17 protein-coding genes are annotated in these 16,853 nt (G+C 70.9%); 8 read left to right on the forward strand and 9 right to left on the reverse strand.

The genetic code is table 11. The annotated features are described in order from the left end of the window. Positions 1-39: 39 nt before the first annotated feature. Both AA23TX_RS42570 and AA23TX_RS42575 read left to right on the forward strand, forming a co-directional pair. Positions 40-2,007 (forward strand): FUSC family protein, encoded by a 1,968-nt coding sequence (locus AA23TX_RS42570; RefSeq protein WP_155548593.1) that lies wholly within the window; start codon positions 40-42, stop codon positions 2,005-2,007. A 23-nt stretch (positions 2,008-2,030) separates the two neighbouring features. Then, complete coding sequence (locus AA23TX_RS42575; protein ID WP_155548594.1) at positions 2,031-2,240, forward strand: antitoxin; 210 nt, start codon at positions 2,031-2,033, stop codon at positions 2,238-2,240. On the opposite strand, the gene AA23TX_RS42580 is transcribed toward AA23TX_RS42575, so the two are convergent. From AA23TX_RS42580 to AA23TX_RS42590, 3 genes are all read right to left on the reverse strand, one after another. Continuing rightward, complete coding sequence (locus AA23TX_RS42580) at positions 2,241-3,194, reverse strand: prephenate dehydrogenase (RefSeq protein ID WP_155549434.1); 954 nt, start codon at positions 3,192-3,194, stop codon at positions 2,241-2,243. A gap of 112 nt (positions 3,195-3,306) precedes the next feature. Then, positions 3,307-5,319, reverse strand: a complete 2,013-nt coding sequence (locus AA23TX_RS42585) for an NADPH-dependent 2,4-dienoyl-CoA reductase (protein WP_155548595.1) — start codon at positions 5,317-5,319, stop codon at positions 3,307-3,309. Continuing rightward, positions 5,319-5,861 carry a PadR family transcriptional regulator gene (locus tag AA23TX_RS42590; protein ID WP_155548596.1) on the reverse strand — a complete coding sequence of 181 codons (543 nt, stop codon included), beginning with the start codon at positions 5,859-5,861 and terminating at the stop codon, positions 5,319-5,321. Before AA23TX_RS42590 ends, AA23TX_RS42585 begins: the two co-directional genes overlap by 1 nt. 103 nt (positions 5,862-5,964) lie before the next feature. Between AA23TX_RS42590 and AA23TX_RS42595 the strand changes: the two genes are divergently transcribed. Next, entirely contained in the window at positions 5,965-6,903 is a 939-nt protein-coding gene (locus tag AA23TX_RS42595; protein ID WP_230863055.1) for a patatin-like phospholipase family protein, read from the forward strand. 132 nt (positions 6,904-7,035) lie between these two features. Here the strand turns inward: AA23TX_RS42595 and AA23TX_RS42600 are convergent, their stop codons facing one another. Beyond that, positions 7,036-7,878 (reverse strand): SAM-dependent methyltransferase, encoded by an 843-nt coding sequence (locus tag AA23TX_RS42600; RefSeq protein ID WP_155548598.1) that lies wholly within the window; start codon positions 7,876-7,878, stop codon positions 7,036-7,038. After that, positions 7,875-8,324, reverse strand: a complete 450-nt coding sequence (locus tag AA23TX_RS42605; RefSeq protein WP_155548599.1) for a MarR family winged helix-turn-helix transcriptional regulator — start codon at positions 8,322-8,324, stop codon at positions 7,875-7,877. Before AA23TX_RS42605 ends, AA23TX_RS42600 begins: the two co-directional genes overlap by 4 nt. 150 nt (positions 8,325-8,474) lie before the next feature. Between AA23TX_RS42605 and AA23TX_RS42610 the strand changes: the two genes are divergently transcribed. Continuing rightward, complete coding sequence (locus AA23TX_RS42610; RefSeq protein ID WP_155548600.1) at positions 8,475-9,437, forward strand: alpha/beta hydrolase; 963 nt, start codon at positions 8,475-8,477, stop codon at positions 9,435-9,437. Positions 9,438-9,584: 147 nt separating this feature from the next. Continuing rightward, positions 9,585-10,790, forward strand: a complete 1,206-nt coding sequence (locus AA23TX_RS42615; RefSeq protein WP_155548601.1) for an alpha/beta hydrolase — start codon at positions 9,585-9,587, stop codon at positions 10,788-10,790. 402 nt (positions 10,791-11,192) lie between these two features. Here AA23TX_RS42615 and AA23TX_RS42620 read toward each other — a convergent pair whose 3' ends face one another. After that, entirely contained in the window at positions 11,193-11,945 is a 753-nt protein-coding gene (locus AA23TX_RS42620; protein ID WP_338422545.1) for a serine hydrolase, read from the reverse strand. A 319-nt stretch (positions 11,946-12,264) separates the two neighbouring features. Here AA23TX_RS42620 and AA23TX_RS42625 point away from each other — a divergent pair, with 319 nt between their 5' ends. Continuing rightward, positions 12,265-12,915: a DUF4383 domain-containing protein gene (locus tag AA23TX_RS42625; RefSeq protein WP_155548603.1), complete on the forward strand. Its 651-nt coding sequence runs from the start codon at positions 12,265-12,267 to the stop codon at positions 12,913-12,915. A 14-nt stretch (positions 12,916-12,929) separates the two neighbouring features. On the opposite strand, the gene AA23TX_RS42630 is transcribed toward AA23TX_RS42625, so the two are convergent. Together AA23TX_RS42630 and AA23TX_RS42635 are read right to left on the reverse strand one after the other, a co-directional pair. Then, the gene (locus AA23TX_RS42630; protein ID WP_155548604.1) at positions 12,930-13,919 is read right to left on the reverse strand and encodes an SCO0930 family lipoprotein; all 990 of its coding nucleotides are present in this window, start codon (positions 13,917-13,919) and stop codon (positions 12,930-12,932) included. Positions 13,920-14,059: 140 nt separating this feature from the next. Beyond that, positions 14,060-15,706 carry a lyase family protein gene (locus AA23TX_RS42635; protein WP_196425838.1) on the reverse strand — a complete coding sequence of 549 codons (1,647 nt, stop codon included), beginning with the start codon at positions 15,704-15,706 and terminating at the stop codon, positions 14,060-14,062. Positions 15,707-15,775: 69 nt separating this feature from the next. Here AA23TX_RS42635 and AA23TX_RS42640 point away from each other — a divergent pair, with 69 nt between their 5' ends. Both AA23TX_RS42640 and AA23TX_RS50860 read left to right on the forward strand, forming a co-directional pair. Continuing rightward, positions 15,776-16,153, forward strand: a complete 378-nt coding sequence (locus AA23TX_RS42640; protein WP_230863056.1) for a TMEM175 family protein — start codon at positions 15,776-15,778, stop codon at positions 16,151-16,153. Next, entirely contained in the window at positions 16,150-16,278 is a 129-nt protein-coding gene (locus tag AA23TX_RS50860; protein ID WP_277875471.1) for a hypothetical protein, read from the forward strand. Before AA23TX_RS42640 ends, AA23TX_RS50860 begins: the two co-directional genes overlap by 4 nt. A gap of 4 nt (positions 16,279-16,282) precedes the next feature. Here AA23TX_RS50860 and AA23TX_RS42645 read toward each other — a convergent pair whose 3' ends face one another. Further along, positions 16,283-16,825 carry a DinB family protein gene (locus AA23TX_RS42645; RefSeq protein WP_155548606.1) on the reverse strand — a complete coding sequence of 181 codons (543 nt, stop codon included), beginning with the start codon at positions 16,823-16,825 and terminating at the stop codon, positions 16,283-16,285. Positions 16,826-16,853 lie beyond the last annotated feature (28 nt).

The raw sequence follows: 16,853 nt of genomic DNA on the forward strand, positions 1-16,853 counted from the left end.
TAATTAAGCGTTCCGCGCAGCGTAGGTCAAGATGGGGACGTGAGCACGCCGCGTCCCGACATCGCCGCGCCGCACTGGCTGACCCAGCTCCTGCGCAGCAAGCCGGTCCCGGTGCCGTGGAACATGGTCGCCCGCGCCGTCATCGCGCTGGCCGTGCCGCTCGCGGTCGCCTACGCGGCCGGGGACATCGCCGTCGGCGCGCTGATTTCGACCGGCGCGCTGCCCGCCGTGCTGTCCGAGTCGGCCGGCCCGTACCGCTACCGCGCCCGCCGGCTCGGCGGCGCGACGCTGGCGGCGACGGCCGGCTACGCCGTCGGGCTGCTGACCGGCGGCACGCCCGCGCTGTCGGTGCCCGCGGTGATCCTGGTCGCGGCGGTGTCCGCGCTGATCAGCGCGGCCGGGAGCAACGCCTCGGTCGCCGGGCTGCAGATGTTCGTGTTCTGCGTGCTCGGCACCGGCCAGCACGCGACCGGCGTGCGCGTCGAGGTCCTCTTCGGCTTCTTCTGCCTCGGCGCGGTGTGGAGCCTCTCGGTGGCGCTCGCCAGCTGGACGTTCCGGGCGACCAGCCCCGAACGCTCCGCCGTCGCGCACGTCTACGTAGAGCTGGCCGCGATGCTCTCCGCGACCGACGAAGCCGTCTCGCGCGTGGCCCGCCACCGGCTGACCACGGCCATGAACACCGCGTACGACCAGCTGCTCACCGCGCGCTCGTGGCTGTCCGGCCGCGACGCCGCCTACCGGCACCTGCTCAACCTGCTCTCGGCGACGACGCCCGCGGTCGAGGCGTCGGTGGCGATGGTCAACGCCGGCCGCCGCACGCCGCGGGAGGTCATCGACCACTTCGTCGCGCTGTCGGCGACGGTCCTGGCCAGCCAGCCGCTGCCGGAACCGCCCCCGATGCCGGACGACGAGACCGACCCGGTGCTCGCCGCGCTGTACGCCGGCCTGGTCCGGATCGGCAAGGGTGACGACCGCAAGCGCCGTGAGCCGACACCCTGGTACCGGCGGTTGCGGACGTGGGCGGGTTCGCTCGCGTCCGGCCCGCTGACGTGGATCGCCGCGCTGCGGCTGACTTTGTGCGTCGCGATCGCCGAGGTCGTCGGGCTGCTGGTGCCGTTCGAGCGGTCCTACTGGATCACCCTGACCGTCGGGATCGTGCTCAAGCCCGACTTCGGGTCGGTCTTCGGCCGCGCGGTGCTGCGCGGGATCGGCACGGTCGTCGGCGTCGGGGTCGGCGCCATCGTCCTCGGCGTCGGCGGGCAAGGCTGGCTCCTGGTCGCGCTGATCGCGATCTTCGCCGGCGGCGTCGCGGTCGGGAAGGTGCGCAACTACGGCATCCTCAGCGCGTTCGTGACGCCGTTGATCATCCTGCAGATGGACCTGGCGAACACCGGCAGCTGGGACGTCGTGGTGGCCCGGCTGGTCGACACCGTCCTGGGCTGCGTGATCGTGCTCGTCTTCGGCTACCTGCTCTGGCCGGGCAGCCGTCGTCCGCAGGTCGGCGGCCGGCTGGCCGACGGGCTGGACGCCGTCGCGAAGTACGTGTCCCATGCCTTGGTCGAGGCGTCGGAAGGGGAGGCGCGGCTGGCGCGGTCCCGGGCTCGGCGCGGGGCCTACCGGGCGCTCGCCGACCTGCGGACGGCGTTCCAGCAGGTCGTCGTCGAGCCGTCCGCGAACGGCCGCCAGGCGGTGGCGTGGTGGCCGGTCATCGCCGCGCAGGAACGCGTCGCGGACGCCGTCACCGAGGTCGGCGTGACGATCGGGCGCGGAGTGGCGCCGCCGGAACCCGGCGACATCGAGCTGATCACCGCCGCGCTGGGTGAGCTGGCGTCGGCGATCCGCGAGCAGCGCGAACCGCGGTCGATGCCGCTGCCCGACCGTCCGCAGCTGGGCGGGGTGGTCGACCAGCTGGAGTCGGCGTTCGACGCCGTCCGCGGTCCTGACCTGGTGGAACGCACGCCGTTGCGGCTCGTCCGGCGGTTCCTGCCCTACCACAGGCGTACGTGACGGGAGTGCTGTTCAATACCGTCATGGGAATCGACTTCGATGCGTTGAAGGGCAAGGCCGAAGAGGCCCTGCGGGAGCACGGCGACAAGATCGAGGACGGCCTCGACAAGGCGGGTGACTTCGCGAAGTCGAAGTTCTCCGGGCACGACGAGCAGATCGACAGCGGCATCGAGAAGGCGAAGAGCTTCCTCGACAAGTTCGACGACAAGCCGGACGCCCCGCCGGCCCAGTAGTTACTGGACTTCGCCGGTCGCGATCCCGTCCGCGAGGCCGGTGATCCGGCCGCCGCGTTCGCCGAGCGCGATGAGACCCTGCCGGGCGTCCGGCGCCGAAAGGCTGATCCGGACGCCCGCGCGCTCGGCGTCCAGGCTGGCCGCAAGCGCTTGCGCGCCTTCGTACCCGGCGTTGATCGTCGCCGCCAGGCCGCCGGTCGACGCGAGCGAACCGCGCGCGGCGCCGAGCCGGCCGAGGGCTTCGTCGACGATCGGCAGCAGCGCGTCCCGGTTGCCTTCGGTCATCGCGCGCACGAGCTGCGGGTTCGACCCCGCGACACGCGTCCCGTCGCGGTACGACCCGGCCGCCAGCGACATGGCCAGCGGCCCGCCCTCGGCGCCGATCGTGGCGAGGATGGCCGCCAGCAGGTGCGGCAGGTGCGAGATCCGGGCGACGGCTTCGTCGTGCGATTCGGCGGGCAGCGGGACGACGTGCGCGCCGATGTCCAGCACGAGCCGGGTGACCTCGGACCAGGCGTCGAGGTCGGTGTCGTCCTCGACGCCGACCACCCACGCCGCCCCCTGGAACAGCGCGGCGTCGCCGGCCAGCCAGCCCGAGTTCGACGTCCCCGCCATCGGGTGCCCGCCGACGAACCGCGTGTACGGCACGCGACGGCGGACGGCGTCCAGCACCGGCGCTTTCACGCTGGTCACGTCGGTGAGCAGGCAGTGCGACGCGTGCTGGGAAACCAGGCGCAGCAGGTCCTCGACCGCGGTGAGCGGCGCGGCCAGCACCACCATCGCGTCTTCGGAGTCGGCGCGGTGCAGGGCGGCTTCGACGTCCGTCGTGACGTCGTAACCCGCTCTGCTGGCCGCGTCGGCGTCCACTTCGGAAACCGCGGCGCCGAACGCCGTGCGGCCGCTGGCGGCCACCGCGCGCAGCAGCGAACCGCCGATCAGCCCGAGCCCGATCACGCATACGTCTCGCACGGGGCCCATCCTGCCAGTAACAACCGGGGCTCCGCCCCGAGCCGGGGGCTCCGCCACCCGGACCCCCGAAAAGAGAGTGTGCCGGACGCATCCGGGGCTACAGCGTCGCGGCGAGCCTCGTTCCCTGGTCGATCGCGCGTTTCGCGTCGAGTTCCGCGGCGACGTCGGCACCCCCGATGAGGTGCACGGGAAGCCCGGCGGCACGCAGTGCGTCCGCGAGATCCCGCACGGGTTCCTGACCGGCGCAGACGACGACGGTGTCGACTTCCAGCAGCCGCGGCTTGCCGTCGACGGTGATGTGCAGCCCGTCGTCGTCGATCCGCTCGTACGTCACGCCGGTGATCTGCTCGACGCGCTTCGCCTTGAGTGCCGCCCGGTGCACCCAGCCCGACGTCTTGCCGAGCCCGGAACCGATCCCGGACTTCTTGCGCTGCAGCAGGAACACCTGCCGCGGCGACGGCTCGGGCCTGCGTTCGGTGAGCCCGCCCGCCGCCTGTTCCGGATCGGTGACACCCCACTCGGCCATCCACGCGTCAAGGTCGAGCGCCGGCGAACCGGTGTGCGTGAGGAACTCGCTGACGTCGACGCCGATCCCGCCGGCCCCGATCACGGCGACCCGCTCGCCGACCGGCTTCCCGTGGCGGACGACGTCGACGTAGGAGAGCACCTTCGGGTGATCGATCCCGGGCAGCGACGGCACGCGCGGCGCGACGCCGGTGGCCAGCACGACCTCGTCGAAGCCGGTGAGGTCGCCGGCGGTCACGCGGGTGCCGAGGTGCAGCTTCACGCCGGTCACCGCGACGCGCCGCCGGTAGTAGCGGATCGTCTCGGCGAACTCCTCCTTGCCGGGGATCTTCCGCGCGATGCCGAACTGGCCGCCGATCTCGTCGTCGGCTTCGAACAGCTCGACGCTGTGCCCGCGTTCGGCCAGCGCGGTCGCCGTCGACAGGCCGGCGGGACCGGCGCCGACGACGGCGACGTGCTTCGACCGCCGCGTCGGGGCGAGGGTCAGCGTGGTTTCGTGACCGGCGCGCGGGTTGACCATGCAGGACACGAGCTTGCGCTTGAAAGCGTGGTCGAGGCACGCCTGGTTGCAGGCGATGCAGGTGTTGATCTCGTCCTCGCGGCCCGTCTCGGCCTTGCGGATCCACTCCGGGTCGGCGAGGAACGGCCGCGCCATCGACACGAGATCGGCGTCGCCGTTGCTCAGCGCCTCCTCGGCGACCTGCGGCATGTTGATCCGGTTCGACGTGACCACCGGGATCCCGACGTGTGGCTTGAGCTTCCCGGTGACCCAGGTGAACGCGGCGCGCGGCACCGACGTCACGATCGTCGGCACCCGGGCCTCGTGCCAGCCGATGCCGGTGTTGATGATCGTCGCGCCGGCCGACTCGACTTCTTGAGCGAGCGCGACGACGTCTTCCCAGCGCTGGCCGCCCGGAACGAGGTCGAGCATGGAGAGCCGGTAGATGATGATGAAGTCGTCGCCGGCCTTTTCCCTGATGCGCTTGACGATCTCGACGGCGAACCGGCGGCGTTTCTCCGGCGTGCCGCCCCAGGCGTCCGTGCGCTTGTTGGTGCGCTCGGCCAGGAACTGGTTGATCAGGTAGCCCTCGGAGCCCATGATCTCGACGCCGTCGTAGCCCGCTTCGCGCGCGAGAGCGGCGCAGTTCGCGAAGGCGTTGATCTGCTGCTTGACGCCGTGATTGGTGAGGGCGCGCGGCCGGAACGGGTTGATCGGCGCCTTGATGCTCGACGCGGACACGCTCAGCGGGTGGTAGGCGTACCGGCCCGCGTGCAGGACCTGCAGCGCGATCTTCCCGCCGGCCTCGTGCACCGGCGCGGTGAGCTGCCGGTGTTGCCGCGCTTCGGCGGACGTCGTCAGCTTGGAGGCGAGCGGCAGCAGCCAGCCGGTCTTGTTCGGCGCGAAACCGCCGGTGACGATCAGGCCGACCCCGCCGCGGGCGCGTTCGGCGTAGTACTCGGCCAGCTCGGGGAAGTGCGCGGCCTTGTCCTCGAGACCGGTGTGCATCGACCCCATCAGGACGCGGTTGCGCAGCGTCGTGAAGCCGAGATCCAGGGGTGAGAGCAGGTTCGGGTACGGGCTCATCAGGAGTCCTTCTCGTGGTGGAGGGCGGCGAGCACTTCGTCGAACCACTCGACCTGGCCCTCTTCGACGCGGATGCCGCCGCGCAGGACCAGGTACTGGTGCAGGTGCCGGCCGGTCAGCGCGGCCGGCGCGGGGAAGTCGCGCTTCTCGATCTGGCGGTAGACGTCGAGCCGTCCGGCGTGGGCCGAGCGGTGCCGGACGATCTCCTCGGCGACGGCTCCGGGGTCGCCGAAGGTCGCGCCGCGGATCTTCACGGCGAGTTCGACCGGCCCTGCGCCCGGATCGGGCTCGGCCAGCCAGCGGGCCAGTTCGGCCCGTCCGCTGTCGCTGACCGTGTAGACCTTTTTGTCCGGCCGTCCCGACTGCGCGACGACGTCGACCGCGACCCAGCCGGCCTCTTCCATCCGCTTCAGCACACGGTAGATCTGCTGGTGGGTGGCGCTCCAGAACAGCCCGATCGACTTCTCGAACCGGCGCGTGAGCTCGTAGCCCGAGCCGGCGCGCTCGGACAGCGAGACGAGGATCGCGTGCTCCAGTGCCATCGTCCGAGGGTCCTATGCAACGAGTTGCAGTGCAACGAGGCGCGCATCACTTCACCCCTTGAGGGGGATAAATCGGGTCGACTACTCGCGCGAAACGACGAGGATGGAGAGAGTGCACCCGGTACTCGAACTGATCTCCGAACGACTGGCGACGGGCAGTGTCCCGGGCGAACGCACCGACGGCAGGCGCCTCGCGCTCGCCATCGAAGGCGGCAGCAGCCGCGGCACCTACTCGAGCGGCATGGCCCTGGCGCTGGACGAACTGGGCGCCGTCCCCGTGTTCGACGCCGTCTACGGCTCGTCGGCCGGCGCGCTGAACGGCGCCTGGCTGCTCAGCGGGTGCTCGTCGACGGGCGTGCGGACCTGGTGGAACCCGGTCGTCATGCGCCGGATCATCAACCCGCTGCACACCCTGCGCGGCCGTGCGGTGATCGACCTCGAATACCTCGTCCACCAGGTCTATTCGGTGCTGGAGCCGATGGACTTCCCGGCGATCCTGGCCAACCCGGTGACGTTCCACCCGCTGGCCACCGACGCGGACACGGGGGAGTCGACCGACCTGCACCCCTTTCTCGACGACGTCGACGCGGTCAAGGTCGCCCTCGCGGCGTCGTCCTGCATGCCGGTGCTGGCCGGCCCGCCGATCCCGATGGCCGGCCGCCGGTTCGTCGACGCCGGCGTCGCCGAGCCGATCCCGTACCGGACGGCGTTGGACCAGGGCGCCACGGACGTCCTGGTGCTGCGGACGCGCCGCGCGGACGAGCTGCCGCTGCCCCCGCCGCGGGCGTACGACGTCGTGGTGCCGCGCTTCCTGCGCCGCCAGGCCCCGGGCGCGATTCCCGCGTGGCGCGACACCTTCCGGCGCGACGTCGAGGACGAGGACGTCCTGGCCTCCGACCCGCGGATCCTGAGCATCCGGCCGCCGGTGGGATCGCCCGACGTGGCGGTGCTGGAGCGCGACCCGGAGGTGCTGCGCAAGGCCGTGGAGCTCGGCAAGGACGCGGTCCTCGACGTGCTCGAAGGCCTACGCGAGGCCTCGTAGCCGGGTGGCCCGGGACTGGACGACGAGCCGCTGCGCGCCGAGCGACACGGCCAGGTAGAGCAGGAGCGGCGCGCTGCCCGGTCGCCGGCTCCTTCACCAGGGTGTCGGCGCGAGTGCGTCAAGCCAGGTGGGTCAAGGCTTGCGCGCGACGCCGCCGATCACCCGCGACTCCGACGGCGAGCCGGCGAACACCGTCTGCTCGTCCGGGTGCCACGCCGGCGCGTAGACCAGGCCCGGCTCGAGCATCGGCCAGCCGCCGAAGAAGCGTTCGAACTCCGCCATGGGGCGCAGGAAACCCGGGTTCGTCGTGGTTTCGTAGTACTCGAGCAGGTCGACCAGCGCCTGCCGCTCGTCGTCGTTGACCGGGTTCTCGTTGGTCATCTGCGAGAGCACCAGCAGGGAGCCGGCGGGCAGCCGGTCGCGGTAGTACGCGAGCAGCTCGTCGGGGCGCTGCTCGTCCTTGATGAAGTGCATGACGGCATTGATCACCAGGGCGACCGGCTCGCGCACGTCGATGACGTCCGAAGCCGTCACCCGGTCCCAGAGGTCCTCGGGCTGAAGGAAGTCCGCGGCGATGGCGTGGTGGCGCTCCGGGTCGGCGGTGTCGGCGAGCAGCAGCGTCGAATGCGCGAGGGCGATCGGTTCGTTGTCGATGTAGAGCACGCGCGTGTCGAGCTCTTCGCACTCTTCGTCGGCTACCTCGTGGACGTTGCCCGCGGTCGGCAGGCCCGAGCCGATGTCGACGAACTGCCGGATGCCGGCGCGCACGCATTCGCGGACCGCGCGGCCGAGGAACTGGCGGCTCGTCAGGCAGTACTCGCCCATGAGTGGCAGCCGGGCACGCACCTTCTCGGCGAACGCGCGGTCGATCGCGTAGTTCGTGTTCCCGCCGATGAAGTAGTCGTAGATCCGCGCGGCGGACGGCCGGTCGAGACTGCTCTCGACGGCCTTGAGCGCGTCGTCGTGGTTGATCATGCCGGTGCCATGGCCTCCCGGTAGGCGTTCACCGACTCTGTCAGCCGGTCCAGCTCGGCCCGCATCCGGGCCACCCCGGCTTCGTCCAGGCTCATCGCCGCGCCGATCACGTCGGGGATGCCCGCCGCCTTCTCGCGCAGCGCCTGTCCGGTCTCGCTCAGGCTGACGCGGACCGACCGTTCGTCGTCGGCCTGCCGGTTCCGGATCACCAGGCCCGCGGTCTGCAACCGCTTGAGGAGCGGCGAAAGCGTGCCCGAATCGAGGTTCAGTTCGGCGCCGAGCTCCTTCACCAGGCGGTGGTCCTTCTCCCAGAGCGCCAGCATGACGAGGTACTGGGGATAGGTCAGGTCGAGGTCTTCCAGGACGACCCGATACAGCGACGTCACCGCGCGCGACGCCGAGTACAGCCCGAAGCAGAGCTGGTCGTCCAGCCGCAGAGACGCCATGGCGTCCTCCTCTCTCGTAACTCTCCATGGTCCCCGAGAGTGCGCTGCGCGGCAACTTAAGTGCCCTGTATCTCATTGAGCGTCATTAAGTTGTGCACAACTCAGTTGGGAGCTACTTTGATGACATCAGCTCGAACCGAGGAGGACGACATGACCGCCAACCCGCACAACCTCGCCCTGGAGCCGGCCGCGCAGGCCTTCGCCGAGGCCACCGACCAGCCGCCGTACCTGTTCCAGCTGCCGCCGGAGGAAGGACGCAAGGCCGTCGACGGCGTCCAGGACGGCGAGGTCGCCATGGCCGACGCGTCGGTCGAGGTGCTCAAGGTCCCCGGCGGCCCGACCGGCGAGGTCGAGACCCGGATCGTGCGCCCGGCCGGCGTTTCCGGCCCTCTTCCGGTGATCCTCTACATCCACGGCGCCGGCTGGGTCTTCGGCGACTTCCACACCCACCAGCGCCTGGTGCGCGAGCTGGCCGCCGGCGTCGGCGCGGCCGTCGTGTTCCCCGAGTACGACCGCTCACCGGAGGCGCGCTACCCGGTCGCCATCGAGCAGAGCTACGCCGTGGCGAAGTGGGTCGCTTCGCACGGCGCTTCGCAGGGGCTGGACACCTCGCGCATCGCGATCGCGGGCGACTCCGTCGGCGGGAACATGACGGCGGCCCTGACGCTGCTCGCGAAGCAGCGCGGCGACGTCACCTTCCGCCAGCAGGTGCTCTTCTACCCGGTCACCGACGCGAACTTCGACACCGAGTCGTACACGAAGTTCGCCGAGGGCTACTTCCTCGGCCGCGAAGGCATGAAGTGGTTCTGGGACCAGTACACGACGGATCCCGCGCAGCGAGCGGAGATCACCGCGTCCCCGCTGCGCGCGTCGCTCGACGAGCTGGCCGGGCTCCCGCCGGCACTCGTGATCACCGGCGAGGCGGACGTGCTCCGCGACGAAGGCGAGGCGTACGCGGCGAAGCTGCGTCAGGCCGGCGTGCCCGTCACGGCCGTGCGGTACCAGGGGATCATCCACGACTTCGTGATGGTCAACGCGCTCCGCGAGACGCACGCGGCTGAGGCCGCGATCACGCAGGCCATCACCGTCCTGACCCGCGCTTTGGAGAAATAACTGAGAAAACGCTGAGTACGCCGCACGTTGCGGCCTTATGACGCAACTCACAAGGTCGCAACGTGCATGCCTGCTCAAACGTGATATATACGCGAGTCCGGGGGGTTCCGGGTGCGCATTCACTGCCCGCCCGGAAGGACCGATCCCATGAACCTGAGCAGCATCCGGCTGGATTCGCCGGTCAACATGATCGTGGTGGTCGTGCTGACGCTGCTCGCGATCATCGCGGTCCCGTGGTTCTGGGACCGCTGGAAGCGCAAGCGGCTGTGGCGCAGCGCCACGGTACTGCTCGCGGTCGTGCTGCTCGTGCTCACGACCGGCATGGCGGGCAACATGATCGGCGGGTTCTTCCCGACCGTCGGATCGCTGCTCGGCACCGGTGTGTACGCCGGCCAGGGCACCGACGCGGAAGCGTCGCAGAACGGCGAGGACCTCGAGAAGCTGCGCGACACCGGCGTGGCGCACGCCCACGAGGGCAAGGGAACGGTCGTCCACATGAAGGTGACGGGCCGGCGCACCAAGCTGACCCGCGACGTCACGGTCTACCTGCCCCCGCAGTACTTCGACGCGGCGTACAAGGAACTGCGGTTCCCGGCGATCGAGTGGATCCCGAACTACCCGTCCGGCCCCGAGGTCTTCCCCGTCTACGGCATGCCCCAGCAGCTCGACGCGGCGATCGCGCGGAAAGCGCTCCCGCCGACGGTGGTGATCGTCCCCGACCCGACGGGCGTCCCGAAGGTCGGCCACGACACGGAATGCGTCGACGAGGTCAACGGAACGGCGAACGACACGTACCTCACGGCCGACCTGCGCGACTGGGCCCAGCAGAAGCTCGGCGTCTCGCCGGACCGCCGCGCGTGGACGATGGCGGGCTGGTCGTCCGGCGGCTACTGCGCGATGAACCTGGTGACGCGCCACCCGCAGTGGTACGGCCAGGCGGTCAGCGTCAGCGGCTACGACAAGGCCCAGGTCGACGCGGAGACCGAGGACCTGTTCCACGGCCGCCAGGACATCAACGACGCGAACAACGTCCGCGTGAACGTCCGGCTCCACCCGTCCCCGGTCGAAATCCTGGCGATCTCGGGCGACAAGGAGAAGTACGAGAGCTTCGCAATCGACCAGATCCGCGCGGCAGCCCGGCCCCCGCTGCAGTTTTCGTCGTGGCGCATCCCGGACGCGGGCCACAACATGAACACGTTCAAGTCCCAGATCCCGGACATCCTGAATTGGATCGGCGCGCACACCCTGGCCCCGGCCCCAGCGGGGCGACAGGTCGAGACCACCGGAGGGGTGCTCCCGTGGCCCCTGCCGCACTCCGGCGCACACGGCGCGCTGGCGGACACGGATCAGTAGCGCCCCAAGGATTCCCGACCCGCCGTGGCCGGGTTGGACCTGTCGCGATCTCGCTTGCGGTGAGTCGGGCTTAGCCGCCGCGACTCTCTTCTTGGTGTCCCGGGCGTAGCCGCCTCGACCCTGTCCTCGGTGTCCCGGGCGTAGCCGACGCGACCCTGTCCTCGGTGCCGCGGGCTTGCCCGCCGCGGTCCGTCCTCGGTGCCCCGGGCTTAGCCTGCCGCGGGCCGAGCCCGCCGCGACCCTGCCCTCGGTGCCGCGGGCTGAGCCTGCTGCGGTCCGTCCCCGGTCCCCGGTCCCCGGTCCCCGGTCCCCGGTCCCCGGGCTGAGCCCGCCGCGGTCCGTCTGCGGTGCCGGAGGCCGAGCCCGCCCGCTACCCCGTCCCACCGTCCGCCGCGGGGTTGCTCACCCCAGCAGGGCCGAGACCACCTGCGTCACCCGCTTCGAGGCGGTCGCGTAGTCGACCGAAGCCGGGTGCTCGCTCAGCACCACCACGATGTAGCGGCCGTCCTCGCCGACCAGGCCCGAGGTGTGCAGCATCCGCGTCGGCCGGCAGCAGGACCAGCCCTGCTTCACCGCCCACGGCCGGTCGCCCGCGGCGTCCGGGATGCCGAAGTACTGGCGGAAGCCGTCCGAACCCCGCTCGGTCGCGGCCCGCAGCGCGGCGAGGATCGTGCCGGGCGCGTGCGCCGCGACGTACTGGTAGATCCGCGCGACGTCCTTCGCCGTGATCAGCGTGTCGCCCCACCGCCCCGGGTCCGCGGGCGCGCGGGTGCCGGTGAGGCCGATCTTCTTGGCCCACCCCGTCACGATCGACGGCCCGCCGTAGGCCGACCAGAACTGGCTCGCGAGGTCGTCGTCGCTGCGCGACAGCATCTTCTGCACCTGCGGAGCGGGACCGCCCCGATCGAGCACGGCCAAGGCGATCAGCAGCTTCACGAGTGACGCCGACGTGTAAGCGCGGTCCGCGTGCACCGAAACGAGCGTCTTCCCGGCCTGCCGGTCGACCACGACGGCGCTGACTTCGCCCCCGGCCACCATCCGGTCCAGCTCGCCGGCGTCCACCTTGGACTCGGGCTTGGTCGCGGGCTTCGGCGTCAGCTTGGGTGACGGCGTCGGCGTGGGCGTCGAACCGGGCACGGACGGCGATTCCGACATCGTTGTCACCACTTCTGTGACGGCGATCGCCCTAGGCGGCTGAACCGCACCATGACTGATCGTGACAGCCACCGCGCCGATCGCCCCCACGCACAGTCCCACCAGGAAGATGCCGCTCAGCTTGCGCATGATCCGGATTGCCGGGAACGCACCCCGGCGTTCCCCGGATCGGGTGAGTTTGTGGGATAGCTCTCGGATCGACTCGGATCCGGGAACGCTCCGGGGCGCTGCGGGCAAGCGCCGTCGTTTCGCGCACTGTGTTCGCGGGGTACCTGTGTGCGGTGACGATCGTCACCACACTCTGGGAAGGACTGGAGTCATGAATCACGCGAAAGGCGCACGCATCCGGGTTCGCGGCCTGCAGCCGGCGCAGGTGCTGGCCGGACTGGCCGGGATCGCGTTCCTCATCGTCGGCATCATCGGGTTCACGAGGACGGGCGTCGGGAACTTCGCCGGCCACCACGACGCCGGATTCTGGAGGTTCTCCGGGAACCCGCTCATGAGCCTGGTCCGCGTCGTAACCGGCGTCGTCGGGCTGCTGCTGGCGTTCGGCTCGGGCCGCGCCCGGACGTTCGGCTGGCTGCTCTTCATCTTCTACGGCGCCCTCTTCGTGTGGGGCCTGATGATCGACGGCCTCATCTCGACCAACCCGTTCGCCAACGCCGGCAACCCGATGGACATGGGCCGCGCCGACACCTGGCTGCACCTCGGCGTCGCCGCGCTCGGTCTGCTGATCGCCGTCCTGCCCGCCCGCCGCACCATCCTCGTCCCCGAGGAGGAGGTGGCCGACGAGCCGACCGTCGTCGAGCAGCGCACCGACCGCGTCACGGACACCGACCGCACGGACACTATCCCGGCTTCGGCTTCGGACGCCGAGCAGCCGCGGCGCCGTTCGTTCCTGCGCCGCCACCACGACGAGCGAGGCCCGGAGGTCGCTCGTGAAGAGCGTCCGCCGGGCCTCGCCCACTAGAAGTTCGTGATGACTCAGTAGGTGGTGCCACCCGAGCCGGAGTTGCTGCTGCTCCCGGTTCCACTGTCAGCCGGAGCCTGGTTGGCGGTGGAGCTGGGGGTGGTGCCGACCTTGCACCCGTTGGGCTCGATGACGAACCAGGTGCCGTTGACGCCCATGCCGTTCGCGTCGCCCGGCTTCAGGTCCTTCGCGAAGGTGTAGACCGGCCAGCCGCCGATGGTGACCTGCTCGGTGCCGTCGGAGCGCTTGATGCTGCCGAGGAGCTTCGAGTCGATGCCCTGCAGTTCGACCTTGCCGTTCGAGAGAACCGGCGGCCAGGTCTTGGCGCAGTCGCCGTTGCAGGCGGAGGTCTTGGCCTTCTTGGTGTCCTTCTGGAACAGGTAGAGGGTCATTCCGTTCTGGTCGACGATCGCCTCACCGAGGCCGTCGATGTTGCTGGCGCTCAACTTGACGACGCCGGCCTCACTGGCGGCCTGTCCGGCCTTCCCACCCTTGGCGTTGGCGGCGTACCAGGCGCCGCCGACGCCCTGGCCGGTCGCGTCGCCGGCCTTGGTGTCCTTGGCGTAGCGGTAGAGCGCCCACCCGCCGACGGTGATCTGCTCGGTGCCGTCGGAGCGCGTCACCTTCCCGACGAGGCTCTTGTCGATGCCCTGCACCTGCACGTCGCCGGTGGACAGCACCGGCGGCCAGGCCTTGGCGCAATCACCGTCGCAATTGGACTTCGGCGGCTTGGCCGTGTCCTTGTCGAAGCGGTAGAGGGTCATGCCGTTCTGGTCGGTGATCACCTGGCCGACACTGGCGACGTCCGCGACGACCAGTTTCGACTCGTTCGACGCGGGGGCGGCGTTGCCGACCTGCCCGTTGGCGATCTGACCGCCGCCGGTGCCCCCCGCTGCAGCGGGGGCGATGACCGGCTGAGCAGTTTCGGCACCCGAGCAAGCGGTGAGCACTGCCAGCCCGGCTGCCGCCGCGGCGACGGAGACGGCGATGCGCGTGCGAAGCATGGAAGTTCTCCTTGTGTCCGTTGGGTTTCCCGCCGCTCGGTGCGGCTGCTTGATACCCACTACACGGACACTCGGCGAAGGCGGTTCAAAGAATTTTCGCCGGAGTCCCACACCTGGTCGGAGGGTGGCCCGGCCAGGCGTTACTCCGAAGCACCGCCCGGTCGTGGCTCGCCGAGGGCGCGGTCGACCAGCGTCGCCGCGGCGCCGGTGTACGCGGACGGGTCGAGAAGAGCGTCCAGCGCCGCCGGGGTGAGGACGTCGGTGATCGCGGGCAGCTCGTCCAGCACCTCCCGCAACGGCCGGTCATCGCGCACCGCCCGCTGAGACGCCTCGCCGAGCAGTTCCTTGGCCTTGGCTTTGCCGAGCAGCGGCGCGAGCACGGCGGAGAGCCGCTCGGACACGATCAGCCCGTGCGTCGACGCGACGTTCGCCCGCATCCGCCCAGGCCGCGCGGTGAGCCCACGCGCCAGCTCGACAGCCGTGTGCGCGGCACCGCCGGTCAGCCGGAGGCATTCACGGATCAGCTGCCACTCGGCATGCCACACCCCGGCCGACCGCTCGTCCTCGGTCAGCATCGACTGCGTGACGCCCGCGGCCAGCACCGGCACCTGCAGCGCGGCCGAACGGATCAGCGTCGCGAGCACCGGGTTCCGCTTGTGCGGCATCGCGGTGGAGCCGCCCCGCCCCTCGGCGGCCGGCTCGACGACCTCACCGAGCTCGGTCCGGCTGAGCGTCGCGACATCGACGGCCAGCTTCCCCAGCGCGCCCGCGGTGAACGCGAGCGCGCCCGCGAGGTCGACGACGGGTGTCCGCAGCGAGTGCCACGGAAGCAAGGGAGCGGCCAGCCCCGTCTCCTCGGCGAACGCGGCGGTCAGGCGTTCCGCGTAGTCGGTGCCGTGGCTGGACACCTCACTGCGGTCGCCGTCGGGGCTTGTGCCGGGCCGTCCGGCCAAGACGGCAGCGTCGGGATGTCCGGGCTCAGCGGCAGTGCTGAGGTCCCCGGCCTCGGCGGCAGCGTCGGCGAGATCCTGGCCCCCGCCCCCGCCCCCGCCCCCGCCCCCGCCCCCGCCCTCCCGCTCTCCGGCCCTCTCCCGCTCCCGCGCGCCCTCTTGCCCGGGGTGCCCCGTCTGCTCCAGCGAAGCCGCGTCCGCCAGACGGGCGTATTCGAGGTACGCCGCCAGCGTCCCGGCCGCGCCACCCAGTGACACCGGCAGCCCGCCGTCCAGCACGCGCCGGACCCGGACGGCCGCGTCCAGCACCAGCTGCCGCCAGCCCGCGGCCTTGAGCCCGAACGTCGTCGGCACCGCGTGCGCCGTCAGCGTGCGGCCGGGCATCGTCGTGTCCCGGTGCTCGCGCGCCAGCTCGGCCAGCGCCTCGGCCGTGGCGTCCAGGTCGGCGGCCAACGGTCGCAGCGTCCGCTCCGCGACCAGCATCATCGCCGTGTCGAGGATGTCCTGGCTGGTCGACCCGCGGTGCACGTACTCGGCAGCCTCGGGCGCGATCGCGCCGACGGCCGACGTCAGCGCCTTGACCAGCCCGACGACCGGGTTCGCCGTCGCCCGTGACCCGCGCGCCAGCTCGACGACGTCGATCCGCGCCGTGTCTGCGGCCTCCGTGATCGCGTCCGCGGCTCCGGCCGGCACCGTCCCGAGCCGCGCCTGCGCTCTCGCGAGCGCAGCCTCGGCGTCGAGCATCGCGCGCAACCAGGCCTCGTCGCCGGTCGAAGCTTCGGCCGGCGTACCGGCCCGGACCGGGGACAGGAGTCCGGAATCGGGGTCGACGGTCATCGCGCCAGCATCGCACGCCTCCGACGTCGGCTGCCTTCCCGCAGCCGCGATCTGGCAGGCTCACCCGCCATGAGTAGCGCCACGTCCGATGAGGACACCGTTGGCTCCGAAGCCCGGGGCATCGCCGCCGAGCGCCTCACCTTCTTCTCGGATGCCGTCGTCGCCATCGCGATCACCCTGCTCGCGCTCGAGCTGCCGCTGCCGGAGGGCGCCACCAACGCCGAACTGCTGCGTTCACTCGGGCATCATCAATCCGAATACGTCTCCTTTCTGATCAGCTTCATCGTCATCGCCGTGCACTGGCGCGCCCACCACCGTCTGTTCCCCTTCGTCACCACCGTGCGCGGCGGGGCTCCTGCAACTCACAGATCCAGCGGCACCACCTCCACCGCGCGGACACCCCGCCGGAGCTCTTCGGCGAGGTCTGCCGCGGCCTCGGCGCGATGATCGCCGCCTTCGCCGTCTCGATCCCGGTCGCTTTCTTCACGCACTGGGCCTACGCGTGCTGGGTCGTTATTCCGTTCGCGGGCAACCTCCTCTTCCGGCTTCGCCGCCCGGCGGCGCGAGCCTGAGCCGTCATTCGCCGGTGGCGCCGTCGATCCGCTCGCGGACCAGGTCGGCCTGCCCGATGTGGCGCGCGTACTCGCCGATCATCCGCAGCATCAGCCACCGCAACGTGAACGGTTCGCCGGTGCTGATCCGCGTCCCCGTCTGCTCCAGCGAACTCGCCGCGACGATCTCCCGGGAACGCGCACATTCGGCGTGCCACAAGGAAAAAGCCTCGCCGACATCACCGTCCAGCGCCGTGAAGTCCTGCTCCGGGTCGTCGTCGGAGTAGTACAGGTTCGGGACGTCCTCACCCGCGAACTGGATCCGGAACCACCAGCGTTCGACACCGGTGAGGTGCCGCAGCAGGCCGTGCAGCGTCAACGTCGACGGTGGTACCGAGCGTTCGGATAATCGGCCGGGGTCCAGACCTTCGCACTTCAGCTCGAAGGTGCGCCGGTAGTAGTCGAGGCTTTCGGTCAGCGCCTGGCGCTCGTCGGCGATCGGCGTCGGGTCGATCCGGTCGCCGGTCAGCCGGCTCGGGGCGGCCACTGGGGCCGTGTGTTCGGTCATGTGCGGAGCGTGCCACAGGGGTCTGACA

This window comes from Amycolatopsis camponoti (assembly GCF_902497555.1).
GTDB lineage: Bacteria > Actinomycetota > Actinomycetes > Mycobacteriales > Pseudonocardiaceae > Amycolatopsis > Amycolatopsis camponoti.